The 26,662-nt window shown below is 69.5% G+C and carries 20 protein-coding genes; 10 read left to right on the top strand and 10 right to left on the bottom strand.

Annotation, left to right across the window (positions count from 1 at the left end):
* Positions 1–194: 194 nt before the first annotated feature.
* The 6 genes from ACFOGJ_RS01385 to ACFOGJ_RS01360 all read right to left on the bottom strand — a co-directional run bounded on the left by ACFOGJ_RS01385 (position 195) and on the right by ACFOGJ_RS01360 (position 5,598).
* Positions 195–1,262: a dienelactone hydrolase family protein gene (locus ACFOGJ_RS01385; protein WP_379897603.1), complete on the bottom strand. Its 1,068-nt coding sequence runs from the start codon at positions 1,260–1,262 to the stop codon at positions 195–197.
* 151 nt (positions 1,263–1,413) lie between these two features.
* On the bottom strand, positions 1,414–1,929 hold the full coding sequence (locus tag ACFOGJ_RS01380) for a hypothetical protein (RefSeq protein ID WP_379897601.1): 516 nt from the start codon (positions 1,927–1,929) through the stop codon (positions 1,414–1,416).
* Positions 1,930–2,048: 119 nt separating this feature from the next.
* A complete protein-coding gene (locus tag ACFOGJ_RS01375; protein ID WP_379897600.1) occupies positions 2,049–3,386 on the bottom strand; it encodes a putative 2OG-Fe(II) oxygenase in 1,338 nt (445 codons plus the stop codon).
* A gap of 18 nt (positions 3,387–3,404) precedes the next feature.
* Entirely contained in the window at positions 3,405–4,574 is a 1,170-nt protein-coding gene (locus ACFOGJ_RS01370; protein ID WP_379897598.1) for a CaiB/BaiF CoA transferase family protein, read from the bottom strand.
* Between the two features lie 29 nt (positions 4,575–4,603).
* A complete protein-coding gene (locus ACFOGJ_RS01365; protein WP_379897597.1) occupies positions 4,604–4,846 on the bottom strand; it encodes a hypothetical protein in 243 nt (80 codons plus the stop codon).
* Positions 4,837–5,598, bottom strand: coding sequence for an SDR family oxidoreductase (locus tag ACFOGJ_RS01360; RefSeq protein ID WP_379897596.1), 762 nt, complete (start codon positions 5,596–5,598; stop codon positions 4,837–4,839). Before ACFOGJ_RS01360 ends, ACFOGJ_RS01365 begins: the two co-directional genes overlap by 10 nt.
* Positions 5,599–5,823: 225 nt before the next feature.
* On the opposite strand from ACFOGJ_RS01360, the gene ACFOGJ_RS01355 reads away from it, so the two are divergent.
* From ACFOGJ_RS01355 to ACFOGJ_RS01320, 8 genes are all read left to right on the top strand, one after another.
* Entirely contained in the window at positions 5,824–6,468 is a 645-nt protein-coding gene (locus ACFOGJ_RS01355; protein ID WP_379897595.1) for a HupE/UreJ family protein, read from the top strand.
* A 13-nt stretch (positions 6,469–6,481) separates the two neighbouring features.
* On the top strand, positions 6,482–7,780 hold the full coding sequence (locus ACFOGJ_RS01350; RefSeq protein ID WP_379897594.1) for a hypothetical protein: 1,299 nt from the start codon (positions 6,482–6,484) through the stop codon (positions 7,778–7,780).
* Between the two features lie 110 nt (positions 7,781–7,890).
* The gene (locus ACFOGJ_RS01345) at positions 7,891–8,565 is read left to right on the top strand and encodes a DsbA family oxidoreductase (RefSeq protein WP_379897593.1); all 675 of its coding nucleotides are present in this window, start codon (positions 7,891–7,893) and stop codon (positions 8,563–8,565) included.
* A gap of 36 nt (positions 8,566–8,601) precedes the next feature.
* Entirely contained in the window at positions 8,602–9,267 is a 666-nt protein-coding gene (locus ACFOGJ_RS01340) for a LysE family transporter (RefSeq protein WP_379897591.1), read from the top strand.
* A 114-nt stretch (positions 9,268–9,381) separates the two neighbouring features.
* On the top strand, positions 9,382–11,961 hold the full coding sequence (locus tag ACFOGJ_RS01335) for a chemotaxis protein CheB (RefSeq protein ID WP_379897590.1): 2,580 nt from the start codon (positions 9,382–9,384) through the stop codon (positions 11,959–11,961).
* An 80-nt stretch (positions 11,962–12,041) separates the two neighbouring features.
* Positions 12,042–16,109 (top strand): chemotaxis protein CheB, encoded by a 4,068-nt coding sequence (locus ACFOGJ_RS01330; protein WP_379897588.1) that lies wholly within the window; start codon positions 12,042–12,044, stop codon positions 16,107–16,109.
* Positions 16,099–16,482 (top strand): response regulator, encoded by a 384-nt coding sequence (locus ACFOGJ_RS01325; protein ID WP_379897587.1) that lies wholly within the window; start codon positions 16,099–16,101, stop codon positions 16,480–16,482. The genes ACFOGJ_RS01330 and ACFOGJ_RS01325 overlap by 11 nt, the downstream gene beginning before the upstream one ends.
* A 58-nt stretch (positions 16,483–16,540) precedes the next feature.
* Positions 16,541–17,428, top strand: a complete 888-nt coding sequence (locus ACFOGJ_RS01320) for a hypothetical protein (protein WP_379897586.1) — start codon at positions 16,541–16,543, stop codon at positions 17,426–17,428.
* Positions 17,429–17,447: 19 nt separating this feature from the next.
* Here the strand turns inward: ACFOGJ_RS01320 and mfd are convergent, their stop codons facing one another.
* Positions 17,448–20,972 carry a transcription-repair coupling factor gene (gene mfd / locus ACFOGJ_RS01315; RefSeq protein ID WP_379897585.1) on the bottom strand — a complete coding sequence of 1,175 codons (3,525 nt, stop codon included), beginning with the start codon at positions 20,970–20,972 and terminating at the stop codon, positions 17,448–17,450.
* Positions 20,973–21,015: 43 nt separating this feature from the next.
* Positions 21,016–21,312, bottom strand: coding sequence for an FAD assembly factor SdhE (locus ACFOGJ_RS01310; RefSeq protein ID WP_379897584.1), 297 nt, complete (start codon positions 21,310–21,312; stop codon positions 21,016–21,018).
* A 308-nt stretch (positions 21,313–21,620) separates the two neighbouring features.
* Here ACFOGJ_RS01310 and recG point away from each other — a divergent pair, with 308 nt between their 5' ends.
* Entirely contained in the window at positions 21,621–23,723 is a 2,103-nt protein-coding gene (gene recG / locus ACFOGJ_RS01305; RefSeq protein ID WP_379897583.1) for an ATP-dependent DNA helicase RecG, read from the top strand.
* Here the strand turns inward: recG and ACFOGJ_RS01300 are convergent.
* Entirely contained in the window at positions 23,675–24,466 is a 792-nt protein-coding gene (locus ACFOGJ_RS01300) for a DUF502 domain-containing protein (protein ID WP_379897582.1), read from the bottom strand. The two genes, recG and ACFOGJ_RS01300, sit on opposite strands and share 49 nt — an antisense overlap.
* A 216-nt stretch (positions 24,467–24,682) precedes the next feature.
* Here ACFOGJ_RS01300 and ACFOGJ_RS01295 point away from each other — a divergent pair, with 216 nt between their 5' ends.
* The gene (locus tag ACFOGJ_RS01295; RefSeq protein ID WP_379897581.1) at positions 24,683–25,444 is read left to right on the top strand and encodes a glucose 1-dehydrogenase; all 762 of its coding nucleotides are present in this window, start codon (positions 24,683–24,685) and stop codon (positions 25,442–25,444) included.
* A gap of 13 nt (positions 25,445–25,457) precedes the next feature.
* Here ACFOGJ_RS01295 and ACFOGJ_RS01290 read toward each other — a convergent pair whose 3' ends face one another.
* On the bottom strand, positions 25,458–26,642 hold the full coding sequence (locus ACFOGJ_RS01290; protein WP_379897580.1) for an iron-containing alcohol dehydrogenase: 1,185 nt from the start codon (positions 26,640–26,642) through the stop codon (positions 25,458–25,460).
* Positions 26,643–26,662: the final 20 nt, after the last annotated feature.

The following is a 26,662-nucleotide window of genomic DNA, read 5'->3' as shown; positions in this document are numbered from 1 at the left end:
CTTCTCAATGATCGGTGCCTGTCCTTATTGAGCCTCACCGCACCATAGACCGCCGGGACAAGCCCGGCGGTGACGAATCTGGGGGAAAGTAGCCAGCCATGGAATGGCGGCGTCGGGAAGGGGGCGCCCCTGCTCGGTCCCGACCGCCTGCCCCGATTGCCATCCCTGCGAGGCCTGACCCGGCCCCGCCGCTGCTACGACGCGCCGTCGCCCTGCCCCAGCACCTCTTCCAGGAAACGCCCGATCTCCTGGTTGGAGCGGCTGCGAACCGCGTCGTCGCGGCCGATCATATAGCCCTCCGAACCGGCACAGAGCCCCAGGATCACCTTGCGGAAGAAGGTATTCGCCATCGGCAGGGTGCTGCGCAGGTCGGTCACGCTGAAATCGGGCGCGACCTCCAGCCTGCACGGGGCGAGATTGCGCCCGATCATGCGGGGCGAACCGAAATGCCCGTCCCACTGGTGCATGCCCTCGGGATAGACGATGTTCTCGACCCGCGAGCCGCCGCGCCGCAGATCGTCCTGGATCTCGCTACAGCGGTCCTGATCGACGATGGCGTCCCTGCCGCCGGACAGGAACAGGACCGGGGCGCCGGTCGTCCTGGCGTCGCGGAAGCGGGCGATGCAGGGCCCGTAGAAGGCGATATGCCCGGCGAAGCGCGGGTCGCCGGGACCGGCAAACAGGTCCGCAACCTGATCATAGGCCGCGAACACGGTCGACATGGCGCCGTAGGAAAAGCCGATCAGCACCACCCGGTCGGCATCGACCTCCGGCTGCGCATCGAGCCAGTCCAGCGCCGCATAGGCATCGGTGACCATCGCCGATTCCGTGATGTTGATCAGCCGGTTCACGAAGCCGGTGGCGATGTCGCGCCGCGCGCCGAACACGTCGATCACCAGGGCGGCGATCCCCATATCAGCGAACTGCGCGCCGTAGGTCATCTCCCGCGCGCCCTGGATGCCGCCGGCCCCATGCAGCATCACCACAGCCGGCACCGGCGCATCGGCGGAGGCGCCGTCCGGCAGGAAGAAATAGCCCAGCGCCTCATCGTCCGGCGCGGCCTTGGCGGCGACTTCCGCCAGGGAGAAGGGGCTGGCCGTGGCAAAGCGCACCTCCTGGCCCTGGGCCCGGCTGCCCTGCACTGCGGGCCAGCGCTCGGGCAGGTCCAGCGCTGCGGCATCCGGGATCGCCGGCACGACGGCCAGGGCGAAGCCGAGGGCGAGGATCAGTCCGCAGGTGCGGCGGAGGTTTCGCAGAACCATGCCTTCCCTTCTCGAATATCCGGTCGGAGGCGCCGCGGCGGCAGGCCGCGGTGCATGGGGCAAGACATGCGCCGCAGCCGCCGGCACGGCAAGCGGCGGGCGATCACAATCGCTCGCGCCGCCGGCTGTCGGTGCAGCGGTGCCGGTCCGCTCAGTCGAACAGGGCGTCGATGGCGGACTGTGCATCCTCCGCCGCGACGTCGGGCTCCAGATAGCCGTGGATCAGGGCGCTGGCCCGCTCCGCCGTGGCGCGCAGATGCGGCAGGTGGCTCTCCACCGCCATCGCCAGGACCGTTTCGTCCGCGCCGCTCTCGGCCAGGCCGCAGCATTCATCCACGGCGGCGGCGATCTGCCCGTTCAGCGCCTCGATCGTCATGTCGAAGGGATCGCGATATTCCTGCGGCGCGGCCGCATAGGCACGGATCACGAAGTCCCGGTCGGTGAAGCCGCTCTCCGCGAAATGCCGCTCATAGCTCTTCGGCGCCCAGTCGCGCACGTCGGCCGCGCAATCGGGCGCCATCGGCAGCATCTCGAGCAGCATGAGCACTTCGTTGAAGTGATTCAGATAGTCGGTCGCAAGCAGGGTCACCGGGCTGACGTTATGCGCCTCCGCCCGGGCGGACAGCTCGGCGAACCCCTCCTCTGCCACAACGGCAGGCTGTGTCATCGCACTTTCCTTCCGGGCGCGCCGGTTCCCCCCGGACCTGCACCGAACGGTTGTCATCTGGCCGGCCAGAATAGCTTCCGGAAGCGATCCGCGCGACCGGTCGATTGGCGGAGGCCGGATCAGGCGGTGGGGATGAAGTCGAAGGCGATGCTGATTCGCAGACCCTCCCCCGCGAAGGGATGGGTGCGGTGCCAGACATTGGAGGGAAACAGCACCGCCTGCCCCGCCACCGGTGCGATATCGCGCAGCTGGAAACCGGCGGCGACGTTCAGCGCCGGATCGGGCCGGCCGAACTCGATCCAGCCGGCCCGCCCTTCAGGCGCCTCGGCCACCGGCAGGATGCCGGGCACCTGGACGTAGTAGACGCCGCTCAGCCAGCCCGCCGGATGGGTGTGCGGCCGCTGGTGGCCGCCATTGTGCAGCACGGTGCCCCAGACCCGCATCCGCCAGTCGGCCGGCACATGGCCGGCCCAGGGATGCTCCGGCTCCGCCCGGCGGAGGTCGGCAGCCAGCCGGCGGGCCGCCCGGTCGATGGCCTCCAGCAGGGCGCGTAGTTCCGGCGGTGCGCCGACGGTCAGGTCGTCGGTCTGCCGCCCCTGAGCCGTGGCCTTGTCGTGCCTGTCCGCCTGCAGGGTGGGATGGTCCACGCAATGGCGTGCGAGAGCGGCGTTGAATGCCGCGTCTGGCGCGGTCCCGTCGGCCAGCAGCGGGACAAGCGGGACGACATGGCGATCCAGCGGCAGCAGCCGGGCCAGCGCCGGTGCGTCGCCGGCTTGCGCCAGCGCGGCCGCCAGGTGGGTCAGTGCGTCGCGGTCCGCGGGCATCCGGGCCAGCCAGGCCTCGGCAGCGGCGCGGGCGGCGGCGGCCTCCCCCGTCTGCAGGAGAGCCAGCCGCCGGTTGCTCTGCGCATCGGCGAAACCCGGTGCCCGTGCGACGGCACGATCGAAGGCCGACAGCGCCTCCGGCAGCCGCTGCAGCGCCTGCAGGGCGAGGCCGCTTGTGTTCAGGACCGAAGGATCGTCCGGCGCGGCCTGCAGGGCGCGCCCGGTCATCTCCAACGCTTCGGCCGGCCGGGCCGTTTCCAGCAGTACAACGGCAAGGTTCGTGGCGTAGAGCGGCGAACCAGGCTCCAGGTCGAGGGCGCGACGATAGGCGCTCTCCGCTTCCGCCATGCGGTTCAGCAGGCGCAGGGCGCTGCCGCGGGTGTTGTGATAGGCCCCCCGCGCGGGGTCGCGACGGATGGCCTCCTCCGCCAGCAGCACCGCACGCTCCTGCGCGCCGGTCTGGTGGGCCACCACCGCCAGCAGGTGCCAGGGTTCGGGATGCGACGGGTCTGCCCGGTTCAGGCGCTCATAGACCTCGGCAGCCGCCGCGATCTCGCCCGCGCGGTGCCGCTGCCTCGCCGCCTCCAGCGCATCGGCGAAGGTGCCCGCCGCACCGGCCGGGGATCCGGTCATCGGCGGGCGGCCCGTCGCTCAGTCCTTGCCGGCCCGCAGCGCGGCGCGGATTGCCGCGCCATGCTCGTCCAGCGCCGGCGGCCGGCCGCGGCTGTCGGGATCGGCCATGTCGGAGAACTTGATCGGGTTGCCGGCCATCCGCATGCGGCCGCCGGCGCCGTCATCGGCGCTGACCACCATGTTGCGGGCGCGCACCTGCGGGTCGTCCAGCACGGCGGCGACGTCGTTGATCGGCCCGCTGGGGATGCCCGCCGCGTCGAGCCGGCGCAGCCATTCCTCGGTGCCGGCCGCCTGCAGGGCCGCCTCGATCTCCTGCTTCAGGGCCGGCTGGTTGCGGGTCCGCGCCTCGTTGCTGAGGAATTCCTCGCGTCTCGCCAGATCGGCGCGGCCCAATGTCTCCGCCAGGCGCCGGAACAGGCCGTCATTGCCGGCGGCGATCACGACATGGCCGTCGGCCGTGGCGAAGGCCTCGAACGGCGTGATCGACGGATGCCGCGCGCCCAGCGGGCCGGGAACCTGGCCGGTGGTGACATAGCGGGCGATCGCGTTCTCCAGAATCGCGACCTGGCTGTCCAGCATCGACACGTCGATCTTGCCGCCCCGGCCGGTGCGCTCCCGCCGGTACAGCGCGGCGTTGACGCCGATGGTCAGGAACATGCCGGCGGTGATGTCGCCGATCGAACTGCCGACCCGGGTCGGCGGGCCGCCGGGATGCCCGGTCAGGCTCATCACGCCCCCCATCGCCTGGACCACCATGTCGTAGGCGGCCCGCTTCATGTAGGGGCCGCTATGGCCGAAGCCGGAGACGGCGGCATAGATCAGCCGGGGAAAGCGCGGCTCCAGCACGTCCCAGCCCAGGCCGAGCTTCTCCATCGTGCCGCCGCGATAATTTTCCACCAGGACATCGGCCCCGGCCAGCAGGTCCATCAGGACCTGCCGGTCGTCGGGTGCCTTGAGGTCCAGGGCGATGCTCTCCTTGCCGCGGTTCAGCGACATGAAATAGGCGGAGCGCCCGTCCTCCGTGAACGGGCCGATCGACCGGGAATCGTCGCCGGTGCCCGGAACCTCGACCTTGATGACCCGGGCGCCCAGATCCGACAGCACCATGGTGCAATAGGGGCCGGCGAGCACCCGGGTCAGGTCGATCACCGTCACGCCGGCCAGCGGCGCGGCACTCTCTTCTGCCATTCCCCCTCCCCGTTCCGCCCGCCGGGGGGTCAGATCCCCCAGCGGATGCTGTCGTGCGGCAGCCGTTCGGCTGCCTCCTGGCTGCGCTGCCGGCTGATGCAGTTGTTCCAGCCCCGTTCGTCAGGGGCATAGCCCTGGCTCCGGCAGGCCTGCTCGTACGCCGCGTTCGATGCCGAACCGGCCCCCTGGCCGGCACAGCCCGCCAGCAGAAGGAGCGCGACCGGCACCGCGGCCAGCGGCGCCGACTTGAGAACCCGATTTCCTACAGACATGACATCCCATCGTCCACGTTGATTACCGCGCCGTTGATGAAATGGGATTGCGGGCTGGCCAGGAGAAGGAGGGCACCGTCAAGATCGCCGACATCGCCGACCCGCTTGCGCGGCAGCATGGCCATCAGCTTGCGGCCGCCTTCGGTCTCCCAGTGGTCGCGGTTCATCTCCGTCTCGATATAGCCCGGGCAGATCGCATTGGTGTTGATGTCGTTCCGCACCCATTCCGCGGCCATCGCCTGCGTCATGTAGACGACCGCCGATTTCGACATGCCATAGACACCGAGCAGGCCGAGATACTTGTGGGCCGCCACCGAGGCGATGTTGATGATACGTCCCTTGACCCCGTGCCGGATCATCTGCGCGGCCACCTCCTTGGCGACGAAGAAGGCCCCCTTCAGGTTGGTGTCCATCACGAAGTCGTAGTCCTCCTCCGTGACTTCGGTCATGCGCTTCGGTGCGCTCACGCCGGAATTGTTCACCAGCACGTGGATCGGCCCGAGTTCCGTCTCCACATGGGCGACGGCGTCGGCGATGCTCTGCAGGTCGGTGACGTCCATGCGCACCGGCAGCGCGCGGCCGCCCGCCTCTTCGATGCGGGCCTGCAGGGCCTCCAGCCGCTCGGTGCGGCGTGCCGCGATGGCGACCCGCGCGCCGGCGCCGGCCAGCACCGTGGCGAAACGCTCACCCAGGCCCGACGAGGCCCCGGTCACAAGGGCCGTCATTCCGCTCAGGTCCAGCAAGGCGCTCATCGATCCTCTCCCCTCCTTGGCCGCCCGCGGCGATGCGGGCCATGGTTCCGGTTCTCGCGGCCTGCCGGTCTAGCGCCATTTCCGGTGCTTGTCCCGGCCTGCCTTTCGGCCGCAGCGTTCCGACATGAGCGGCAATCGATCAGCAGGCTTGCTCTGCGGGCTTGTGCAGGGAGGCGGATTCGCGCTGAAATTGCCGCAGCGCAGCATCCGGAGAAGGACCCCGCCATGTCGAACCGTATCCATGCGTCCCGCCGCCCTGCCCGGCTGGCCCTGTCGAGCGCGATCGGCGCGTCGGTCCTCCTGGCGCCGGCCCTGGCCGCGGCCCATACCGGACATGCCGCCGCCGCCGGCGCCTATGCGACAGGCTTCTTCTCCGGCTTCCTGCATCCGCTGGGCGGGTTGGACCATCTGCTGGCCATGGTGGCGGTCGGCCTGTTCGCCGCCATCCTGGGCGGCCGCGCGCTCTGGCTGGTGCCGGCCGCCTTCCTGGGCACGATGGTCGCCGGCGGGCTGCTGGCCCTGGCCGGCATCACCCTGCCGTTCGTCGAGCTCGGCATCGCGCTGTCAGTCCTGGTGCTGGGCCTCGCGCTGGCGTTCCGGATCCGGCTCGCCACCCTGGGCGCGATGGCGCTGGTCGGCTTCTTCGCCCTGTTCCACGGCCATGCCCATGGCGCGGAGATGCCGGCGGCTGCCTCCAGCCTCGCCTATGTCGGCGGCTTCCTGCTCGCCACCGCCCTGCTGCACGGCGCCGGCATGCTGGTCGGCGGTCTCGCCGGCCTCGGCGTCAGCCGCCATGTGGTGCATGCCCATCGGGTCGGCGGCACGGCGATCGCCGTGCTCGGCGCCTTCATGCTGGCGGGAATGATCTGATCGATACAGGCCGATGACGGGCGACCCGCTCGCGGTCGCCCGTCGCCACTACCGCCAGGCCGCCCGGCTGACCGAACCGGTCGCGGCGCATGGCAGCCGCTGGGATGCGGGGCGCGCGCGGCTGGACGCGGCCATCGACGGTATCGCCGCGGCCCAGGACGGCATCCATCAGGCGCAGCGCCAATGGCTGTTCGACCATCGCCTGGCGGTGGCGGCCGTGGATGTGCAGCGCAGCCATGCCGCGCTGGCCCTGCAGTTCCCGCAATTCGCCCGGCAGGTGCCCGCCTTCACGGATTCGCACCTGTCCCTGCCGGACACGGTGATCGCCTCCAGCGCCCTCTATCCCGGCCAGGACCTGCCGCCGGCCCTGCATTCCAACACCGCCGCCTTCCATGCCGGCGGCATCCTGTTCGCCGCCGCCCATCTGCCACGCACCGAAGCCCTGTGCGAGATCGGCGCCGGATATGGCGCGGCCGCGCGGCTGTGGCTGCGCAACCCGGTCCGGCGGCCGCGGCTCTACCTCCTCCTCGACTTCCCGGAGAGCCTGTTCTTCGCGGAGCTGTTCCTGCGCCTGGAAATGCCGGAGGCGGAGCATCGCTACCTGCTGTCGGCGGCGGATGCCGCCGGCCTCTCCGGGGCCGGGTCGGAGCGGCAGCCGGTGATCGCCTACCTGCCGGTGGCCCTGGCGGGGTCGATCGCCGACCTGCCGCTGGACGCCGTGCTGAACAGCGCCGGCTTCCAGGAGTTCGGTCCCGACTGGCTCGCTTTCTATCGCGACCTGCTGGACGGCATGCGCTGCGACCGGCTGGTGTCCCACAATCTCTGCCTGGCGCCGGTCGGCCATGTCCCCGACCGGGTCAATCCCTTCGCGCCGCTGCTCGGCCCGCGCTGGCGGCCCGGCGCGATCCACTTCCAGCCGCCGCTGGATGTCGTCCAGTCGATCCGCTTCGCCGCGCAGATCCAGTTCGTGCGCCACGACACGGAACCCGGCGACCTTTTCGGCCGGCTGCTGCAGGGCGCCGTGGAGACGGGCTTCGACCATGCCGCCCTGATCCGCCTGCTCTACCTGGCGCCGGCGGCGGCCCCGGACGACTGGCTGCACCGCTTCGTCCATGACGGGCTGCGCTTCCTGGGCTATCTGCCGACGGAGTTCCTGTTCCTGCTGCAGCGCCATCGCGACCGTGCTGCAGCGGCGGGCCGCAGCCTGTCACCGGGCCTGCAGCAGGTCCTGGACAGCCTGGAAGGCGATGCCGCGCGCATGCAGGAAGCCGCCGACGCCGCGCGAGCGCTGGACGCTCCGCCTGCGGACTGAACAGCGGGGCTGCCATGCCGCGGCCGGCTTGCGGCGCTCCTTGACCCGTGCTGTCCTGGCACAAGATCGGTGCATGCGGGCCGGCTGCCGCGCAACCAATGGAGGGCACCATGCAGCACACCATCGACATCATCTCCGACACGGTCTGCCCCTGGTGCCTGATCGGCAAGCGCCGCTTCGAACGCGCGCTGGCGCAGCGGCCGGACCTGGACGTGCAGATCGACTGGCGGCCCTATCAGCTGAACCCGGAGATGCCGCGCGAGGGTGTCGACCGGAAAGCCTATCTGGAGGCCAAGTTCGGCGGCCCGGAACGGGCGCAGCAGATCTACGACAATATCCGCGACGCCGGGGCGGAGGAGAATATCGACTTCGACTTCGCAGCGATCCCGAAGACGCCGAACACTCTGGATTCGCACCGCCTGATCCGCTGGGCCGCTTCCGCCGGGGTGCAGGACCTGGTGGTGGAGCGGCTGTTCCAGGCCTATTTCGAGAATGGCGAGGATATCGGCGACCGCCAGGTGCTGCTCGGCATCGCGGAGGAAGCGGGCATGGACCGCGGCCTGGTCGCCGAGCTGCTGGAGGACGAGGCCGATACCGACCTGATCCGGAAAGAGGATGCCCTGGCCCGCCAGATGGGCGTCGAAGGGGTGCCCTGCTTCATCATCGACCGCAAGTACGTGGTCTCCGGCGCGCAGGACCCGGAGGTCTTCCTGAAGGCGTTCGAGATGGCGGAGAACGACGAGGACCTGCAGGCCGAGGAACCGGTCGCCGGCGGCGTGGACTGAGGCAGGCCGGACCCGCCGGCGGGCAGCCCCGCGGCGATGGAACCGTTCGCGCCGTTGCTGGCTGTCTTCGCGATCTACATCCCTGCCCTGCTGCTGCCCGGACCGGATTTCCTGGCGGTCAGCCGTGCCGCCCTGACCCGCGGCACGGCCCACGGCATGCTGACCGCTGCCGGTGTCGCGCTGGGCCTGGGCAGCTATGCGGCGCTCAGCATGATCGGCCTCTCCGCCCTGCTGCTGGAATTCGAATGGCTGGCCTGGGCGGTGCGGTTCGCGGGCGGCTTCTATCTCGTCTTCCTGGGCCTCCGCCTGCTGCTGACCCGGCGCAGCGAAGGGCCGGCAGCCGGCACCGGCACCTTCCCGGATGCGGCGGCGGACGCAGCCGGACCGGGACGGCGGCACGGGGCGGTGCTGTTCGGCCTGTCCGTCACCCTGACCAATCCGAAGGCCGTGGTCCTGTTCGCCAGCGTCTTCGCCACATCCATGGGCCCGGACAGCCCGCCCTGGCTGCTCGCCCTCACCGTGGCCCTGGTCGCCGCGACGGCCTTTGCGTGGTACGCCGCCGTCAGCCTGTTCCTGGCCGTGCCTGCGGTGCTGTCCCGCCTCGGCCGGGTGCGGCACTGGATCGAACGCGTGGCGGGGGCCTGCTTCGTCGCCCTGGGCGGACGGATCCTGTTCGACCCGCGCAGCCCGTTGCCCGGCTGAGGCTCCGGATCCCTGTACCGTTGCCTGCCCGGCCCCGCTTCGCTTGGCTGGAAATTCTGCGCTAGGAAACAAATCGACTGACGCCGGACAGATTGTCTGCGCAGGATCGGGGTAATGAACGCGACGCCACCGGAGCCATCGTCCCAGCCCATTCCGATCGTCGCCATCGGTGCGTCCGCCGGCGGGCTGGATCCGCTGGAGGCGTTTTTCGAGGCCGCGCCGACGGATGCCGGCTGGGCCTTCTTCGTGATCCAGCACCTGTCGCCGGACTACCGGTCGATGATGGACGAACTGCTGGCACGCCGGTCGAAGCTGCGCATCCGCCATGTCGAGGACGGCATGGCGGTCCAGGCCGACACCATCTACCTCAACCCGCCCGACACCACGGTGACCCTGGAACAGGGGAAGATCGCGCTGGAGCCCTTCGCGCATGACGGGCTGCCGAACATGCCGATCGACGCCTTCTTCCATTCCCTGGCCGCGCAGTCGCGGCATCGCAGCATCGCGGTGGTGCTGTCCGGATCCGGCGCCGACGGCGCCCGCGGCGCGACCACCCTGAAGCAGGCCGGCGGCAAGATCCTGGTGCAGACGCCGGGCAATGCGAAGTTCGATTCCATGCCGCGGGCGGTGATCGCCTCCGGCTGCGCCGACCGTGTCCTAGATCCGGCGGCGATGCCGGCGGCGATCGCGGAGATCCTGAGCCGCCCCGGCCCGGCCCCCGGAAAGGCGCGCCCGTCGGACCTGCCGGAGGATCCGCACGAAGCGGTGCTGGCGCTTCTGGAGCGCAACCACGGCATCGACTTCGGCTCCTACAAGCGGGCGACCGTGCTGCGCCGGATCGACCGCCGCCGCACCCTGCGGGGGCATGAGGATATCGCCGATTATGCGGCGGAACTGCAGGACGACCCCGATGTGGTGGAGGAGCTCTACCAGGACCTGCTGATCGGCGTCACCGAGTTCTACCGCGACCCGGAGGCCTTTGCCTCCCTCAGCCGCCTGGTGCTGCCGACGATCCTCACCGAAGGGCCGGAGGACAAGGAGGTCCGCGCCTGGGTGCCCGCCTGCGCCAGCGGCGAGGAAGCCTACAGCCTGGCCATCGCCTTCATGGAGGCGATGCGCGACAGCGGCGTCGACCGCCCGCTGCGGATCTTCGCCACCGACGTGCACCGCCCCTCGATCGAGCGCGCCGCCCAGGGGGTCTATCCGCGAGCGTCCCTGGACAAGCTGCCCGACGACCTGAAGGAGCGCTATTTCGTCGCCCATGCCGACGGCCTGGCGGTGGAGCCGGGGCTGCGCCAGAAGGTGATCTTCAGCGTGCATGACGTCCTTGGCGACCCGCCCTTCATGCGGCTGGACCTGATCTCCTGCCGCAACCTGATGATCTACCTGAACGATGCTGCCCAGAGCCGGCTGCTGGCCCTGTTCCAGTTCGGCCTGCGCCGCAACGGCTTCCTGTTCCTGGGCAAGAGCGAGAGCCTGGGCCGGCAGTCGGAGGCCTTCGCCGCGGTCGACAGCACCTGGCGGCTGTTCCGCTGGAAGGGCGAGCGCGGCGACGACGCCAACGCGCTGACCTTTACCCGTACCTTCGACCAGCTGCGCGGCGCGCCGCGGCCGGCGCCCACGCGTCCCTCCCTGCAGAGCCTGGAGATGGACCAGCGCCAGCGGCGGTCGCGCTCCACCCTGCTGAAGGGCTATGACGCCCTGCTGAAGCGCTATGCCCCTTCCGCCATCCTGGTCTCCGACGCGGGCGAGGTGCTGACCTGGTTCGGCGATGCCTCCGACTATGTCGACACCCTGAGCGACCTGGCCGAGCGCACGGTGGAGGAGATCGTCCACGAGGGCCTGCACTACGCGATCAATGTCGGCATCGAGCGGATCCGCCGCAACAAGGAGCGGCAGTATCGCCGGCAGCTGGAGCTGCAGGTCGCGGGCGACCGGCGGACTGTCATCGTCGGCATCGAGGCGCTGGAAGGCGATGCCGGCGGCCGCCATTTCCTGATCACCGTGGAGAAGATCGAGAAACCGGTCGGCGACAGCGAGGGCGCCGCCGGGAGCAGCGATTCCTCCGGCGACGAGGCGCTGATGGCACAGCGCATCCAAGAGCTGGAACGCGACCTGAAGCTGACCGAGGAAAGCCTGCAATACGTGACCGAGCGGCTGGAGACCAGCGGCGAGGAGCTGCAGGCATCGAACGAGGAGCTGCAATCCTCCAACGAGGAACTGCAGGCGTCGAACGAGGAGCTGCAATCCTCCAACGAGGAACTGCATGCCGTGAACGAGGAGCTGGTGAATGTGAGCGCCGAGCATCAGCGCAAGATCGACGAGCTCACGGCCCTCAACGCCGATATGGAGTTCATCTTCGATACCCTGGGCATCGGCGTCGTGGTGCTGGACGAGAGCCTGGCGATCCGGCGGATGAGCAACGTGGCCTCTGGCCTGCTGCAGCTCATGCCGCACGACACCGGCCGGCCGCTCGCCAATGTCGGCGCCTCTCTCGGCTTCGCGGACCCGTCGGGCATGGCGACGGAGGCCCTGCGCGCCGACCGCCCTGTGTCCGCGCGCGGCCGGGTCGGCGACGAGGAGCTGATCGTACGGGCCGTCCCCTACGACCATGAGGATGTGCCCGGCGGCGTTGCGGTGCTGCTGATCCGGCCGGACTGCCTGCATGTCGGCGCGGAGGCGGCCGCACAATGATCCGGTGTCCCGAAATCGGGCGCTGCAGGCCCTGCCCCGTCCACGAGCATCCCCCGCTTCCGCCGCGGAGGCGTTGAGCGATGCCCTACGATTCGTCAACGGAGGGGCCGCACAGGGAACCGCAGCACAGCGCCGCGCCGCTGCCGGTGATCGGCATCGGCGCGTCCGCCGGCGGGCTGGATGCCCTGAAACGGCTGCTCGGCGCCATCGACCGGCCGCCGGACGCGGCGATCGTGGTGGTCCAGCACATGGATCCGACCCATCGCAGCATGCTGGCCTCGCTTCTGGACCGCCAGACCGGCCTCACGGTGCAGGAGGCGGCGCGGGAGCAGCGGTTGCGGGCCGGCACCATCTACATCATCCCTCCCGGCAAGTATCTTGAGGTGAGCGGCGGGCGCCTGGTGGTGACGGAGCCGCCCGAGGCGCGCTTCCAGCGCTCCCCGATCGACCATTTCTTCCGCTCGCAGGCGCAGGCGGGCGGCGAACGCGCCATCGGCATCATCCTGTCCGGAACCGGCAGCGACGGCGTGCAGGGGCTGCGGGAGATCAAGGCCGCCGGCGGGGTCGCGCTGGCGCAGGAACCCGGCGATGCGGAGTTCGACGGCATGCCGCAGGCGGCGATGGAGAGCGGCCTGGTGGACTTCGTCGTACCGGTGGAGGAGATGCCGCGCCGCATCGCCACCATCCTGGAGCAGGCGGCGGCGCTGAATCCCGCCCAGGTTCCCGACCTGGCGGAACACGAGCCGGACGGTTTCGCTGCCATCCTCGGCCTGGTGGCACGGGAGGTGGGCTATGACTTCCAGGACTACAAGCCAGGCACCCTGAACCGCCGTATCCAGCGGCGCATGGCGCTGAACCGGGCGGAAGACCTGGCCGCCTACCAGCGCGTGCTGGAGGAGAATCCGCGGGAACTGGAGATCCTGACCAAGGACCTGCTGATCGGGGTCACCCGCTTCTTCCGCGACCGCGACAGCTGGGAGGCGCTGGCCCGCCATATCGCGGACCCGCTGATCGAGCGCCTGCCCGTGGGCGGCACCCTGCGGGCCTGGGTGCCGGGCTGCGCCACCGGCGAGGAGGCCTATACCCTTGGCATGGTGCTGCTGGAGCGGATCGACCGCAGCGGGCGCGACCTCGGCCTGCAGATCTTCGCCACCGACCTGAACCAGGAGGCCATCCTCACCGCCCGCGCCGGCCGCTATCCCGCCGGGACCGCCGCCGACATTCCCGCCCCGCGCTACGAACCCTTCTTCGAGATCGTCGAGGACCGGCTGCAGATCGCCAAGCGCCTGCGCGAGAAGATCGTCTTTGCCGCCCAGAACGCGACCACCGACCCGCCGTTCTCGAAGCTCGACCTGATCACCTGCCGCAACCTGCTGATCTATCTGGACCTCGACGCCCAGGGCCGGATGGTGGAGACGCTGCACTTCGCGCTGAAGGAGGGCGGCTACCTGATGCTCGGCCTGTCGGAGAGCGTCGACCGCGCCAAGGCGCTGTTCGAGCCGCGCCTGAAGCGCCACCGGATCTATTGCCGCAAGTCCGGCAGCGGACGCCGCCCGCCGCGGCTGCATCGTGCCGACCGGGCGAGCCGCGAGGTGGCGGCGCCGGAGCCGGCCGCCATGCAGGAGGCCCGGCTGCCGGTCGACCGGGTGGTCCGGGCCATGCTGGCGCGCTTCGCGCCGCCGGCGGTCCTGGTGGATGAGGAGTTCGCCTTCGCCAGCTTTCACGGCGACCTCACCCCCTATCTGCGGTTCCGTGCCGGGGTGATGACCGGCAACATCGTCGGCATGGCAGCGGAACCGCTGCAGCCGCGCCTGTGGAGCGCGCTGCAGGCCTGCCGCCGCAGCGGCGAAGCGGCGGAGGCCGTGGTCAGTGCGGTGCTGCAGGAGGGGCAGCCGCGAACGGTGCGGATCCTGGTGGAACCGGTCGCCGGCGCAACCGCCGGACAGCATTACCTGGTCTATTTCCGCGACGCATCCGAAGCGGCCGCGCCGCCGCCGGACGCGGCACAGGCCGCCACCGGTGCCGATGCGGGCGGGGATGCGCTCGGGGCCGGCACGGCGGAACAGTTCATGGCCGAACTGGAGGCCACAAGGCGCGAGCTGGCGGAAGTGATCGAGCGCGCGGAAAGGTCCAACGACGCGCTGCAGGCCGCGAACGAAGAGGTGATGAGCGCCAACGAGGAGCTGCAATCCTCCAACCAGGAGCTGGAAACCTCGCGCGAGGAGCTGCAGTCGCTCAACGAGGAACTCACCACCATCAACAGCGAGCTGGAGGACAAGGTCTCGGAGCTGGAGGCGACCAACGACGACCTGGCGAACCTGATCTCCTCCTCCGACATCGCGACGATCTTCCTGGACACCGACCTGTGCATCCGCCGCTTCTCCGACCGGACCCGGCACCTGATGCGGATCGTCGACAGCGATGTCGGCCGGCCGCTGGCGGACTTCGCCATGCGGGTCGACGATGACCGGCTGCTCGACGACGCCCGCACCGTGATCGAGCGGCTGGAGCCGGTCGAGGCGGAGGTGCAGGAGGGCGAGGAGCGCTCCTATCTGCGCCGGGTGACCCCCTATCGCACCCGCGACGACCGGATCGACGGCGTGGTCGTCACCTATGCCGACGTCACCCGCCTGCGCCAGACGGCCCGGCAGCTGCAGGCGCAGGCCAGCCGCCAGGTCTCGGTGGCGGAACTGGGGGAGCTGGCGCTGGGCTCGGAAGACCTGCCGGCCCTGCTCGACCGCGCCGCAGCAGAGGTGGCTGCGCAGCTCGGCATGCCCTTCGTGGAGGTCCAGGCACTCGACCCCGACGGCGCGCATCTGACCCTGGTGGCCGGCGCCGGCTGGGCCCGCGGCCTGGTCGGCAATACCCGGACCCCGGCAACCGGCCGCAGCCATGCCGGCTATGCCCTGCACCGCCCCGGCCCCCTGACCGTCACGAATTTCCGCCAGGAGAAGCGCTTCCGCCCCTCCCCCCTGCTGCGCGACCATGACATAAGCTGCGGCCTGATCATCCCGGTGGGCCCGCCCGGCCGGCCCTGGGGCCTTCTGGGCGCCTACAACGACGCCGACTGCGATTTCCTGCAGGAGGACCTGACCTACCTGCAGTCGATCGCCAACATCCTCTGGCTCGCGGTGTCGCAGGACGAGGCGCGGCAGGCCCGGCAGGAGGAGCATAACGCGCTGCGCCAGCTGATGGACGGCCTGCCGATGATGATCGGAGTGGTCGGCCCCGACCTGCATTTCGAGCTCTGCAACAGCGCCTTCGAGACCCTGGGCTGGACACCGCCGGAGCTGGAAGGCGTCACCGTGGCGGAGGCGTTCGGGCCGGAGGCCTTCGCCCGCGCCGAACCCGCTTTGCTGCAGGCGCTGAACGGCAAGGCCGGCCATGTGGAGGTGGCGCTGCGGCCGCCGGGCTGTGCGCCCCGCACCTACCTGGTGCATGCCACGCCGCGCGGCGGGCCGAAGGGGCTGGAGGGGCTGTTCCTCGCCGCCGTCGACATCTCCGACCGCAAGCGGGCGGAGGAGCATAACCAGGTGATCTCCGCCGAGCTGGACCACCGGGTGAAGAACATCCTCGCCCTGGTGAACACCATCGCCCGGATGACCGCCCGGCGCGCCGGCTCCATCGACGAGTTCAAGGCGATGTTCGAGGCGCGCATCGACTCCCTCGCCCGCACCCATATGGCGCTGGCGGAGGCGCATTGGACCGGCGCCAGCCTGCGCAGCCTGGTGGATGGCGAGTTCGCCGCCTATGCCGAGCCCGACGACGGCCGGATCAGCATCGTCGGGCCGGATATCCGTTTGGCCATGCGGCCGACCCAGACCCTGGCGCTCGCCTTCCACGAACTGACCACCAACGCCGCCAAGTACGGTGCCCTGTCGCGGCCGGAGGGCCGGCTGTCGGTGAAATGGTGGATCGACGGCGACAGCTTCACCCTGGAATGGCACGAGGATCCGGGCACGGAGATCGCCAAGCCGGAGAGCAACGGTTTCGGCACCCGGGTGCTGCAGGCGGTGGTGGCCGACCAGCTGAAGGGCAAGGCGCGCCTGTCCTTCCGCAAGGACGGGCTGCTGTACCGCTTCACCTGTGCGGCCGACACCCTGACCGCGACCGCGGAGAGCCGAGATGACACCCGCAATGCCGACTGATCCCGCGCCGCTCGCCGACCTGAAGGTCCTCGTCGTCGAGGACGAGGTGCTGCTGGCGATGGACCTGGAAATGATGCTGGAGGATGCCGGCTGCCAGGTCGTCGGCCCGGCCCATTCGCTCGACGATGGGGTGCGGCTGGCGAAGGAGGCGGAGCTGGACGCCGCCCTGCTGGACCTGAACCTGACCGAGGGCCGCAGCGACGCCGTGGCCGACGCCCTGGCGGCACGCGGCGCGCCGTGGCTCTTCCTCACCGGCCATACCCGCGAACAGCTCCCCGACCGCCACCGCGACGCCCCCCTCCTCAGCAAGCCGTTCCGCGCCGACGGCCTGGTCGAGGCGCTGTCGAAGCTGCTGGGGAAGACGGGCAGATAGCAGAAAAATGGCACGGAGAATGCGTTACTAATCTCAAATAGATAACTCCGAGATAAACATGAAAAAAGTCGACCTGATAAAATACTTCAACCTAGGCGAAAATCTTCATGTCGCCCGAAGAGCCACTTCGAATGACAATATGTCTGTAGGAGATATATGGATTTCGATTTACTATATGCCTACTCTATTGCGAGAATTTATCCAGGATGACAATGGATTTACCACATGCAAACATGTAGCCGACGAACTCGCAACAATGATTGAAGACTGGCTGCATCGATTTGTTTTTGACAATAATTCTCCACCACAACTAAAAACAGACAATTTTAAACAAACGCTAGAACCATGGCACTATACCAACATATCTGCAAAAATCGATGAATTTCGAAGCGTGTTTAGCGCCGAATGCCGAATTATAGATGTCTATTCAGTGGAAGAGATATCAATCTACAATACCTCGAGATTGGTTTCTAAAGGCTCTGACATCATTCCAAGACAAATCTTGTCGCATCTTCCGGATAATGTCGTTTCGGAATTTGATAATGCTGGTCGCTGTCTTGCGTTTGAATTGCCGACAGCTTGCGGTTTCCATTCACTCAGAGGCCTTGAGCTAGTAATGGAAAAGTATATTCAACATTTTGGGCGTTCAATCAAGTCTCTAAAGAGCTGGAACGACTATATAAGAGAAATAGAAAAACTAGCTAACGATGGAAAATCTACACAGAAACCGTCGAATAAAGTTTCAGCGATGCTGGATCGTCTTAGGGAACTCGAACGCAACCCTCTGATGCATCCAAGAGATCAGCTTGACTCTGTGCAAGCAGATATGCTGTTTCGACTTTGCGCCATCACAGTTGTTGAAATTATTCGCGATATAACTAAGCCTGCTGCACTATTGGCCAACATCGCCAATTCGCAGAATCACGCCAAGCCCGCAATCCAATAAATCACAGAAGCAATAGCCCCTACCCCGCCAGGATCTTGCGGTCCCTTTCCGCGGCGTCGGCGATGTCGGCGAGGCGGGCGACCAGGCGCTGCACGCCTTTCACCCTGTCGTCGGTGCCGGTCCATTCGCGCAGGATGACCAGCTTGTGGTCGGGGCGCAGCTTGGCCTGGCCGGGTTCCTGGCCGATCCAGTGGATCAGGCCGGCGGGGTTGGCGAAGCTGTCGTTGCGGAAGGCGATGGTGCAGCCCTTCGGGCCGGCGTCGATCTTTTCCACATTGGCGCGGAAGCAGGCCTGCTTGATCGCGACGATGTCCAGGAGGTGGCGCATCTCCTCCGGCATCGGGCCGAAGCGGTCCACCATCTCCGCCATGAAATCCTCGATCTCGGCCGCGTCCGCCAGGCGGGCGATGCGGCGGTAGAGCTGCAGCCGCAGGTTCAGGTCGGCGACGTAATCCTCCGGGATCAGCACCGCATTGCCCAGGGTGATCTGCGGCGACCAGCGGCCCTCCTCCTCCGCCGCGCCCTCGCCGCGGGCGGTCGCCATCGCCTCCTGCAGCATCTCCTGGTACAGCTCGAAGCCGACCTCGCGGATATGGCCGGACTGTTCCTCGCCCAGCAGGTTGCCGGCGCCGCGGATGTCCAGGTCGTGGCTGGCCAGGCTGAAGCCCGCGCCCAGGGTGTCCAGGGTCTGCAGCACCTTCAGCCGTCGTTCCGCATTGGCGGTCGGCTGGCGCCGCGCCGGCAGGGTGAAATAGGCATAGCCGCGGATCTTCGAGCGCCCGATGCGGCCGCGCAGCTGGTAGAGCTGCGCCAGGCCGAACATGTCGGCGCGGTGCACCACCAGGGTGTTGGCGCGCGGGATGTCCAGGCCGCTTTCCACGATGTTGGTGGAGAGCAGCACGTCGTACTGCCCCTCGTAGAACGCGGTCATCACGTCCTCCAGCTCGGTCGGCGCCATCTGGCCATGCGCCGCCACCGCCTTCACCTCCGGCACGTGGGTGGTCAGGTAGTCGCGCGCCTCGGCCAGGTCGGCCACCCGCGGGCAGACATAGAAGGACTGGCCGCCGCGGTAATGTTCCCGCAGCAGCGCCTCGCGCACGATCAGGCTGTCGAAGGGCATGACGAAGGTGCGCACCGCCAGCCGGTCGACCGGCGGGGTGGCGATCAGGGACAGCTCCCGCAGGCCCGACATGGCGAGCTGCAGGGTGCGCGGGATCGGCGTCGCCGACAGGGTCAGGACATGCACGTCCGACCGCAACTGCTTCAGCCGCTCCTTGTGGCGCACGCCGAAATGCTGCTCCTCGTCGATGATCAGCAGGCCCAGATCGCCGAACTGGATCGACTTCGACAGAAGCGCATGGGTGCCGATGATGATGTCGACCTTGCCGTCGACCATGTCCTTCCTGATCGCCCGCGCCTCCTTCGGCGGCACCAGGCGGGACAGCTGTTCCACCCGTACCGGCAGGTCGCGGAAGCGTTCGCGGAAGGTCTGGAAATGCTGCCGCGCCAGCAGGGTGGTCGGGCAGACCAGGGCGACCTGTTTGCCCTCCACCGCGGCGACGAAGGCGGCGCGCAGCGCGACCTCGGTCTTGCCGAAGCCGACATCGCCGCAGACCAGCCGGTCCATCGGGGTGCCGGAGCCCAGGTCGTCGATCGTGTCCTCGATCGCGCGGGCCTGGTCCTCCGTCTCCTGGAAGGGGAAGCGGGCGGCGAACTCGTCATAAGCGCCGTGCGGCGCCAGCATCGCCGGTGCCTTGCGCAATGCCCGCTGCGCGGCGACCTTCAGCAGCTCCTCCGCCATGTCCTTCAGGCGCTTCTTCAGCCGCGCCTTGCGGCCCTGCCAGCCGGTGCCGCCGAGCTTGTCGAGCGCCACCGCCGCATCCTCGGAGGCATAGCGGCTGAGGACCTCGATATTCTCCACCGGCAGGTAGAGCTTGTCGTCGCCGTCATAGACCAGCAGCAGGCAGTCGTGCGGCGCGCCGCCGATCTCCAGGGTGCGCAGGCCCTCGTAGCGGCCGATGCCATGGTCGACATGGACGACATGGTCGCCGGGCGCGATCTGGCTCGCCTCCGCCAGGAAGTTCTCCGCCCGGCGGGACCGCCGCCTGGGCCGCGACAGCCGGTCGCCCAGCAGGTCCTGCTCGGTCACCGTGACCAGGTCGCTGTCGGCGAAACCGCGCTCCAGCGGCATCACCGCGATGCCGATGCCTTTCCCGGGCGCCGGGATCGACGCCGCGTCGTCGATCTCCACCAGCCCCTCGATGCCATGATCGCCCAGCACCGTCTTCAGCCGGTCGCGGGCGCCGGGCGAATAGCTGGCGATCAGCATGCGCCGCTTGCCGGTCTTGCGCAGATCGTTCAGATGGTCGCGCAACGCCTCGTAGACATTGGCGCCCTGGGTGCGCTCCGGCGCGAAGTCGCGGCCCTGCGCGCCTTCCAGGTCGACGGTGCGGGCGGTGGCGTCGGGCTCGCGATAGGGGGTGAAGCTGGCGACCACCCGGCCGGACAGGCCTGCATCCCAGTCGGCGGCGGAGAGATAGAGTTGTTCCGGCGGCAGCGGCTTGTAGGGGCTGCCATGCTCGCCGGCGCCCTCCTCCGCGCCCTCCTTCCGGGCGGCATAAAAGTCGGCGATGGCATCCAGCCGCTCGTCGCGCGCCTCTTCCGCCAGATGGTCCAGGGTCACCGCGGCACCGGGCAGATAGGCGGTCAGCGGCTCCAGCCGCTCGTGGAACAGCGGCAGCCAATGCTCCATGCCCGGATGCTTGCGCCCCTCCGATACCGCGGCATAGAGCGGGTCGGAATCGGTCACCGCCCCGAACAGCGCGCGATAGCCCTGGCGGAAGCGCTGCACCGAGCCCTCGTCGAGGCTCAGCTCGCTGGCGGCCTGCAGGGTGAAGGCTTTCAGCCGCCCGGTGGTGCGCTGGCTCAGCGCATCGAAGCTGCGCAGTGCCTCGATCTCGTCGCCGAACAGGTCGATGCGCAGCGGGTCGCCGCCGCCATCCTCCGCCCGGATGCCCGGCGGGTAGAGGTCGATCAGCCCGCCGCGGAAGGCGAATTCGCCGGGCTCCATCACCTGTCCCACCCGGTGATAGCCGGCATGCACCAGGTAGGTCTGCAGCGCCTCGCGGTCCAGCCGCTCCCCCACCTTCAGCGGGAAGCGCGCCCCGGCCACGAAGTCCCGCGACGGCAGGCGCTGCAGCATGGCGTTGACGGTGGTCAGCACGACCAGCGGGCCGTCGCCCTGCCCCCGGCCCGCAAGCCGGCCCAGGCTGTCCATCCGCCGCGCGCTGAGATCGGCATTGGGGGACACCCGGTCATAGGGCAGGCAGTCCCAGGCCGGCACCTGCAGCACGGGCAGGTCCGCGGCGAAGAAGCCGAGCGCACCGCCCAGCGCCGCCATCCGCGCATCGTCGCGGGCGACATGCAGCACGGCGCCGCCGCGGTTGCGGGCCAGCGCCGCCAGGGCACGCGCATCGACGCCTTCCGGCGCGCCGCAGAGCCGGTAGCGGCCCGGCTCGGTCAGGTTCAGTTCGGTATCCTTCACCGGCTCTCGCTCGATCTCTGTATGCGCGGGATGCAGAAGCCCGTCAGGCCAGCCTGAAGTTCTGCAGCAGCTTCATCACCGGGGTATCGAACTCGGCCGGCACCGGCTCTCGTCCGATCGCCCAGGCATAGACCCGCGGATCCTCGTTGACGTCCAGCAGATGCTCGTACTGGTCCAGCTCCGCCTCCGTGAAATGCGGCACATGGGCCCGGGCGAACTGCCCCAGCAGCAGGTCCGTCTCCTTCATGCCGGTATAGAGGCTGCGATAGATCAGCCGCTTGCGGCGCGCGTCCAGCGGCTCCGCCGTGTCATCGTTCGCGGCCCGGTCGGTGTCGGTCATGCCGTGGCGTTCCTGTGTTGCGCCTGTGGAGGCATCGCCGCGCCCCCGTTTTCGTCATCCCCGGGCCGCCGTCGCCCTCGGGCCTGACCCGAGGGCCGCGACGGGACCTTGCCGCCACGCAGCGGCGGGGCTGCGACACGATCCTCGGGTCAAGCCCGAGGATGACGGAAACGGGGGCGCGGCGGGGATGCACGAAGGCCCTCTGCTTCTGACCGGGATATAGCCCCCCACCCCGCTCCCTGCCAACCATCCCCTGCCCTGCGGAACAGATGATGACCGGCGGCGCCGCCTTGGCTACCTTCCGCGCCATGCGTCCGCCGATCCTTTTCCCCGCCTTCACCGACATCAAGGCCATCAAGGGCTGCGGCCCGCGCCTGGCCGAGCAGATCGGCCGCCTGGCCGGGCCGCATGCCGTCGACCTGTGGTGGCACCTGCCGAGCGGCCTGGTCGACCGGCGCTACCAGCCGCGGCTGGCCGACGCGGTGCCGGGACGGATCGCCAGCCTGCACCTGCGGATCGGCCAGCACCAGCGCCCGCGCAGCCCCCGGCAGCCCTATCGGATCATGGCGCATGACGAGACCGGGGAGATCGCCCTGGTGTTCTTCAACGCCCGCCCCGACTGGCTGGCCCGGACCCTGCCGGAGGGCGAGGAGCGCATCGTCTCCGGCCGGCTGGAGACCTTCCAGGACCGGCTGCAGATGACCCATCCGGACCTGATCGTCACGGTCGAGGACTGGCCCGCGCAGGAGAAGGTGCAGCCGGTCTATCCGCTGACCGCAGGCTTGAGCCCCAAGGTGCTGGGGCGGATCGTCGCAGGCGCGCTGGCGCTGGCTCCCGACCTGCCGGAATGGCAGGACCGGGCGTTCCACGAACGGCAGCACTGGCCGTCCTGGCTGCAGGCGCTGCAGGCGGCCCACCGGCCGGCGGAGGAGGCCGACCTCTCGCCGCTGTCGCCGGCGCGGGCGCGGCTCGCCTATGACGAGCTGCTGGCCGGGCAGCTGGCGCTGGCGCTGATGCGCGGGCGCACGGTGCGGCGCGCCGCCACGCCGCTGCAGGGCGACGGCAGGCTGGTGGCGAAGGCGCTGGCCGCCCTGCCGTTCAGCCCGACGCCTGCGCAGAGCGCCTGCCTGGCGGAGATCGCCGCCGACCTGGCCAGCGGCAAGCGGATGCACCGCCTGCTGCAGGGCGATGTCGGCAGCGGCAAGACCCTGGTCGCCGCCCTGTCGGCCCTGACCGCCGTCGAGGCCGGCCACCAGGCGGCGATCATGGCGCCGACGGAGATCCTGGCCCGCCAGCATGCGGCCGTGCTGCAGCCGCTGGCCGACGCGGCCGGCATCCGGCTTGCGGTGGTGACGGGGCGCGACAGCGACAAGGCCAAGGCGGCGCTGGGCGCGGCCCTGGAAGCCGGCGAGATCGACCTGATCGTCGGCACCCATGCCCTGATCCAGTCGCGCATGCGGTTCCGTTCCCTGGGCCTGGCGGTGATCGACGAACAGCACCGCTTCGGCGTGCACCAGCGCATCCTGCTGGGCGAGCGCGAGCGCGCCGGCGACGGCCCCGCCCACCTGCTGGTGATGACCGCCACGCCGATCCCGCGCACCCTGACCCTGGCGCTGTACGGCGACATGGAGGTCTCCCGCCTGGAAGGCAAGCCGCCCGGCCGGCAGCCCGGCATCACCTCGATGGCGCCGGTCGACCGGCTGGACGATGTGATCGACCGCCTGCGGCGGCGGCTGGATGAAGGCGCGAAGGCCTACTGGATCTGCCCGCTGGTCGCCGACGAGGACGAGACGGCGGAGCAGGCCGCCGCGGAAGGCCGCGCCCGCATGCTGTCCGCCGTGCTGGGCGCGGACCGGGTCGCGCTGCTGCACGGCCGCCTGAAGCCGGCGGAGAAGGACGCGGCCATGGCGCGCTTCGCCGACCCGGACGGCGCGGCGCTGCTGGTCGCGACGACCGTTGTCGAGGTCGGGGTGGACGTGCCGGCCGCCAGCCTGATGGTGGTCGAGGAGGCGGAGCGCTTCGGTTTGGCGCAGCTGCATCAGCTGCGCGGGCGGATCGGCCGCGGCACCGCGCAGGGCCGCTGTCTGCTGCTCTACACCCCGCCGCTATCCGATGTCGCGCGGGCCCGGCTGGAAACCCTGTGCGAGACCGACGACGGCTTCGTCATTGCCGAGCGCGACCTGGCGCTGCGCGGCGCGGGCGAGGTCCTGGGCACCCGCCAGGCCGGCCTGCCGCAGACCCGGCTCGCGGACCTGGCCGTGCATGGCGAACTGCTCGCCGCCGCCCGCGACGACGCGCGCCTGATCATGACGACCGACCCCGAGCTGACCGGGCCGCGCAGCGCGGCGCTGAAGGTGCTGCTCTACCTGTTCGAGCGCGACGCGGCCGCGCGTCTCTTCCGCTCGGGCTGAGAGGGGCTGGCCCCGGGAAATTCGTCGGGAGACGTGCCGTCCGTTGTGCCGGATGGCGCTTCGGCCATGTTGGCGGGCACCGGGTGGCCATCCTCCGCCGTCTCTTCCGCATCCCCCTCGCCGTCCTCAACCGCCTCGTCGGTGCCGACCTTCACCACGCCGCCGGAGACCACCAGCTTCATCGCGTCCTCCACCGACATGTCGAGGATATGGATCTCCTCCGGCCGGACATAGATCAGGTAGCCGGAGGTCGGGTTCGGTGTCGTCGGCACGAACAGGCCGACCATCTGCGCCTCCAGATGCTCCGCGATCTCGCCGGCATCCTCGGTGGTGACGAAGGCGATCGCCCAGGCGCCCTCCCGCGGATATTCGACGATGCAGACCTTGCGGAACGAAGTCCCGCTCTGGCTGAACACTGCCTCGAACAGCTGCTTCAGCGCGGAATAGACGCTGCGCACGACCGGCATCTGGTCCAGCAGATGCTCGCCCAGGCGCAGGATCGATCGGCCCAGATAGTTGGTGGTCAGGAAGCCAACCAGGGTCAGCGCGACCAGGGCGATCACCACGCCCAGCCCCGGCAGGGTGAAGGGCATGTGGGTGGAGGGGTTGAGCTGCACGGGCAGCAGCTTGGCCACCGTCTCGTCGACGAAGACGACGAACCAGTAGCTGATATAGCCGGTGATCGCGATCGGCGCGGCGACGATCAGGCCGGTCAGGAAATAGGTGCGCAGCGACGCACGCACGCCGCGGCGCTGCGGCTTTTTCCGCCGGAACCCGCGCCTGCGGCGCCTCTTTTCCTCCGCCATGCGGCCCCCTTCTCTGGACGGCCTATCTAGACAGCAGGAGCGCCGGAGTCGCAACGGCATTTGTTAACGATGCGGCACAGCCGGGCAACTGGCGCCCGGCCGGCCGCCTCGCTATGGTCCGCAGCCGATTGGACCAGGACGGGAGGGCGACAGATGCGGCTGGCGGGCAAGGTGGCGTTGGTGACCGGCGCGGCGTCCGGCTTCGGGGCGGGCATTGCCGCCTGCCTGGCCCGCGAGGGGGCGCAGGTGATGATCGCCGACCTGGATGGCGACGGCGCCGCGCGGCAGGCGGCGGAGATCGCTGCCTCCCATCAGGCGGCGGCTGCCGGGATCGCCGCCGACGTGTCGGCCGATGCCGAGGTGAAGGCGATGATCGACGCCACGGTGGACCGTTTCGGCGGGCTCGACATCCTGGTGAACAATGCCGGGGTGCCGCAGCGCATGGGGCCGATGCTGGAGGTCGACGAGGCCCAGTTCGACCGCATCTTCGCGGTGAACGTGAAGAGCATCTACCTGGCCGCCATCCACGGCGTGCCGGCGCTGGCCGGCCGCGGCGGCGGCAGCATCGTCAACATGGCCTCCACCGCCGCGCTGCGGCCGCGGCCGGGCCTGACATGGTACAACGCCTCGAAGGGCGCCGTGGTCACCATGACGAAGTCGATGGCGGTGGAGCTGGCGCCGCAGAAGATCCGGGTCAACGCCCTCTGCCCCGTCGCCGGCCGCACGCCGATGCTGAAGGAGTTCATGGGCGGCGAGGAAACGGAGGAGATCCGGCAGAAGTTCCTGGCCGGCATCCCGCTCGGCCGCTTCTCCACGCCGGAGGACCTGGGCATGGCGACCGTCTACCTCGCCTCCGACGAGGCCTCCTTCATCACCGGCGTCTGCCTGGAGGTCGACGGCGGCCGCTGCATCTGAGCGGCCGCAGCGGCTACCAGGCCAGTTCCAGGATCTCTTCCACGTCGGAAGGCTGCCGGATCGGCCGCGGGTTGGTCTTCACCCACATATTGTCCAGCGCCACCTCGACGATGCGGGGCAGCTGGTCGCGGCTGACCCCGGCCTCGCTGAGCCGGCCCGGCAGGCCCAGGCGCCGCACAAGCGCGGCGACCTGTTCATGCGCCGGCACCTCCGGTTCGCCCATCGCCGCGGCGATCAGCGCCTGCTGCGGGCCGGTCGCCGGCAGGTTCCAGCGCATCACCGCCGGCAGCATCACGCAGGAGGTGATGCCATGCGCCATGCCGGTCACCCCGCCCAGCGCATGGCCGATGCCGTGGCTGGCGCCGTAGGGGGTGCGCAGGATGCCGGTCGCCGCCAGCCAGGCCGCCTGCTGGCAGAGCAGCCGGCCCTCAAGGTCGTCGGGATTGTCGCGGGATGCCGGCAGCCCCTCCTTGAACAGGCGCAGGGCATGCTGGGTGCAGCCGTCGGCCAGCGGCGCCGGCCGGATCGAACAGAGCCCCTCCACCGCATGGTCGACCGCCCGGATGCCGGTGGAGGTCCACAACAGTTCAGGGGTGTAGATGCAGGCCGCCGGGTCCAGGATCACGGCGGCGGGGCCGACCTCCGGCCCGGTGAAGGGATCCTTCACCCCCCGCTTCGGGTCCACGCTGCCGCCCAGATTGCTGAACTCGGCCGCGGACAGGGTGGTGGGCACGGCGATCTGGCGGCAAGGCGGCGGTGCGATCTTCGCCCCTGCCGTCATCCTGTAGGCCGACAGTTCCTCCTCGGTCGTCACGTCGTGCGCCAGGCCGATCAGGACGATCTTGACCGTGTCGATCACGGTGCCGCCGCCGACACTGACGATCAGGTCGGGCCGTGCCGCGCGGGCGGCGAGAATCGCTGCCACTACGGTATCGCGCGGCGCATGCTCGCGACAGCCGTCGAAGGTGCCGGCATGGCGGCTTCCCAGCGCATCGGCGATCCGCTGCACCACCGGGGTCTTCGTGTTCAGGCTGTGGCTGGCGACGATGAAGACGCGCCCGGCGGAGCGCAGCTCGGCTTCCGCCAGCACCGCCTCCGCAGCCGGCTGGCCCCAGATGACCCGCTCCAGCTTGAGGAAGTCGTAGGCGCCCGCATCGACCGCAGCCGCCTGCTTTTCCTGGGTATCCTGTGCCGACATGTCCCGTTCCTCCCTTCGTT

The organism is Marinibaculum pumilum, from assembly GCF_042646425.1.
GTDB lineage: Bacteria > Pseudomonadota > Alphaproteobacteria > Ferrovibrionales > Ferrovibrionaceae > Marinibaculum > Marinibaculum pumilum.
Note: the sequence above shows the minus strand (reverse complement) of the source record. Positions and strands in the feature narration are given on the sequence as shown.

What these genes read in the sequence shown, in the direction of transcription:
- ACFOGJ_RS01385 (WP_379897603.1), bottom strand. Translation starts at nt 1,262, where the DNA reads ATGGTTCTGCGAAACCTCCGCCGCACCTGCGGACTGATCCTCGCCCTC.
- ACFOGJ_RS01380 (WP_379897601.1), bottom strand. Translation starts at nt 1,929, where the DNA reads ATGACACAGCCTGCCGTTGTGGCAGAGGAGGGGTTCGCCGAGCTGTCC.
- ACFOGJ_RS01375 (WP_379897600.1), bottom strand. Translation starts at nt 3,386, where the DNA reads ATGACCGGATCCCCGGCCGGTGCGGCGGGCACCTTCGCCGATGCGCTG.
- ACFOGJ_RS01370 (WP_379897598.1), bottom strand. Translation starts at nt 4,574, where the DNA reads ATGGCAGAAGAGAGTGCCGCGCCGCTGGCCGGCGTGACGGTGATCGAC.
- ACFOGJ_RS01365 (WP_379897597.1), bottom strand. Translation starts at nt 4,846, where the DNA reads ATGTCTGTAGGAAATCGGGTTCTCAAGTCGGCGCCGCTGGCCGCGGTG.
- ACFOGJ_RS01360 (WP_379897596.1), bottom strand. Translation starts at nt 5,598, where the DNA reads ATGAGCGCCTTGCTGGACCTGAGCGGAATGACGGCCCTTGTGACCGGG.
- ACFOGJ_RS01355 (WP_379897595.1), top strand. Translation starts at nt 5,824, where the DNA reads ATGTCGAACCGTATCCATGCGTCCCGCCGCCCTGCCCGGCTGGCCCTG.
- ACFOGJ_RS01350 (WP_379897594.1), top strand. Translation starts at nt 6,482, where the DNA reads ATGACGGGCGACCCGCTCGCGGTCGCCCGTCGCCACTACCGCCAGGCC.
- ACFOGJ_RS01345 (WP_379897593.1), top strand. Translation starts at nt 7,891, where the DNA reads ATGCAGCACACCATCGACATCATCTCCGACACGGTCTGCCCCTGGTGC.
- ACFOGJ_RS01340 (WP_379897591.1), top strand. Translation starts at nt 8,602, where the DNA reads ATGGAACCGTTCGCGCCGTTGCTGGCTGTCTTCGCGATCTACATCCCT.
- ACFOGJ_RS01335 (WP_379897590.1), top strand. Translation starts at nt 9,382, where the DNA reads ATGAACGCGACGCCACCGGAGCCATCGTCCCAGCCCATTCCGATCGTC.
- ACFOGJ_RS01330 (WP_379897588.1), top strand. Translation starts at nt 12,042, where the DNA reads ATGCCCTACGATTCGTCAACGGAGGGGCCGCACAGGGAACCGCAGCAC.
- ACFOGJ_RS01325 (WP_379897587.1), top strand. Translation starts at nt 16,099, where the DNA reads ATGCCGACTGATCCCGCGCCGCTCGCCGACCTGAAGGTCCTCGTCGTC.
- ACFOGJ_RS01320 (WP_379897586.1), top strand. Translation starts at nt 16,541, where the DNA reads ATGAAAAAAGTCGACCTGATAAAATACTTCAACCTAGGCGAAAATCTT.
- ACFOGJ_RS01310 (WP_379897584.1), bottom strand. Translation starts at nt 21,312, where the DNA reads ATGACCGACACCGACCGGGCCGCGAACGATGACACGGCGGAGCCGCTG.
- recG (WP_379897583.1), top strand. Translation starts at nt 21,621, where the DNA reads ATGCGTCCGCCGATCCTTTTCCCCGCCTTCACCGACATCAAGGCCATC.
- ACFOGJ_RS01295 (WP_379897581.1), top strand. Translation starts at nt 24,683, where the DNA reads ATGCGGCTGGCGGGCAAGGTGGCGTTGGTGACCGGCGCGGCGTCCGGC.
- ACFOGJ_RS01290 (WP_379897580.1), bottom strand. Translation starts at nt 26,642, where the DNA reads ATGTCGGCACAGGATACCCAGGAAAAGCAGGCGGCTGCGGTCGATGCG.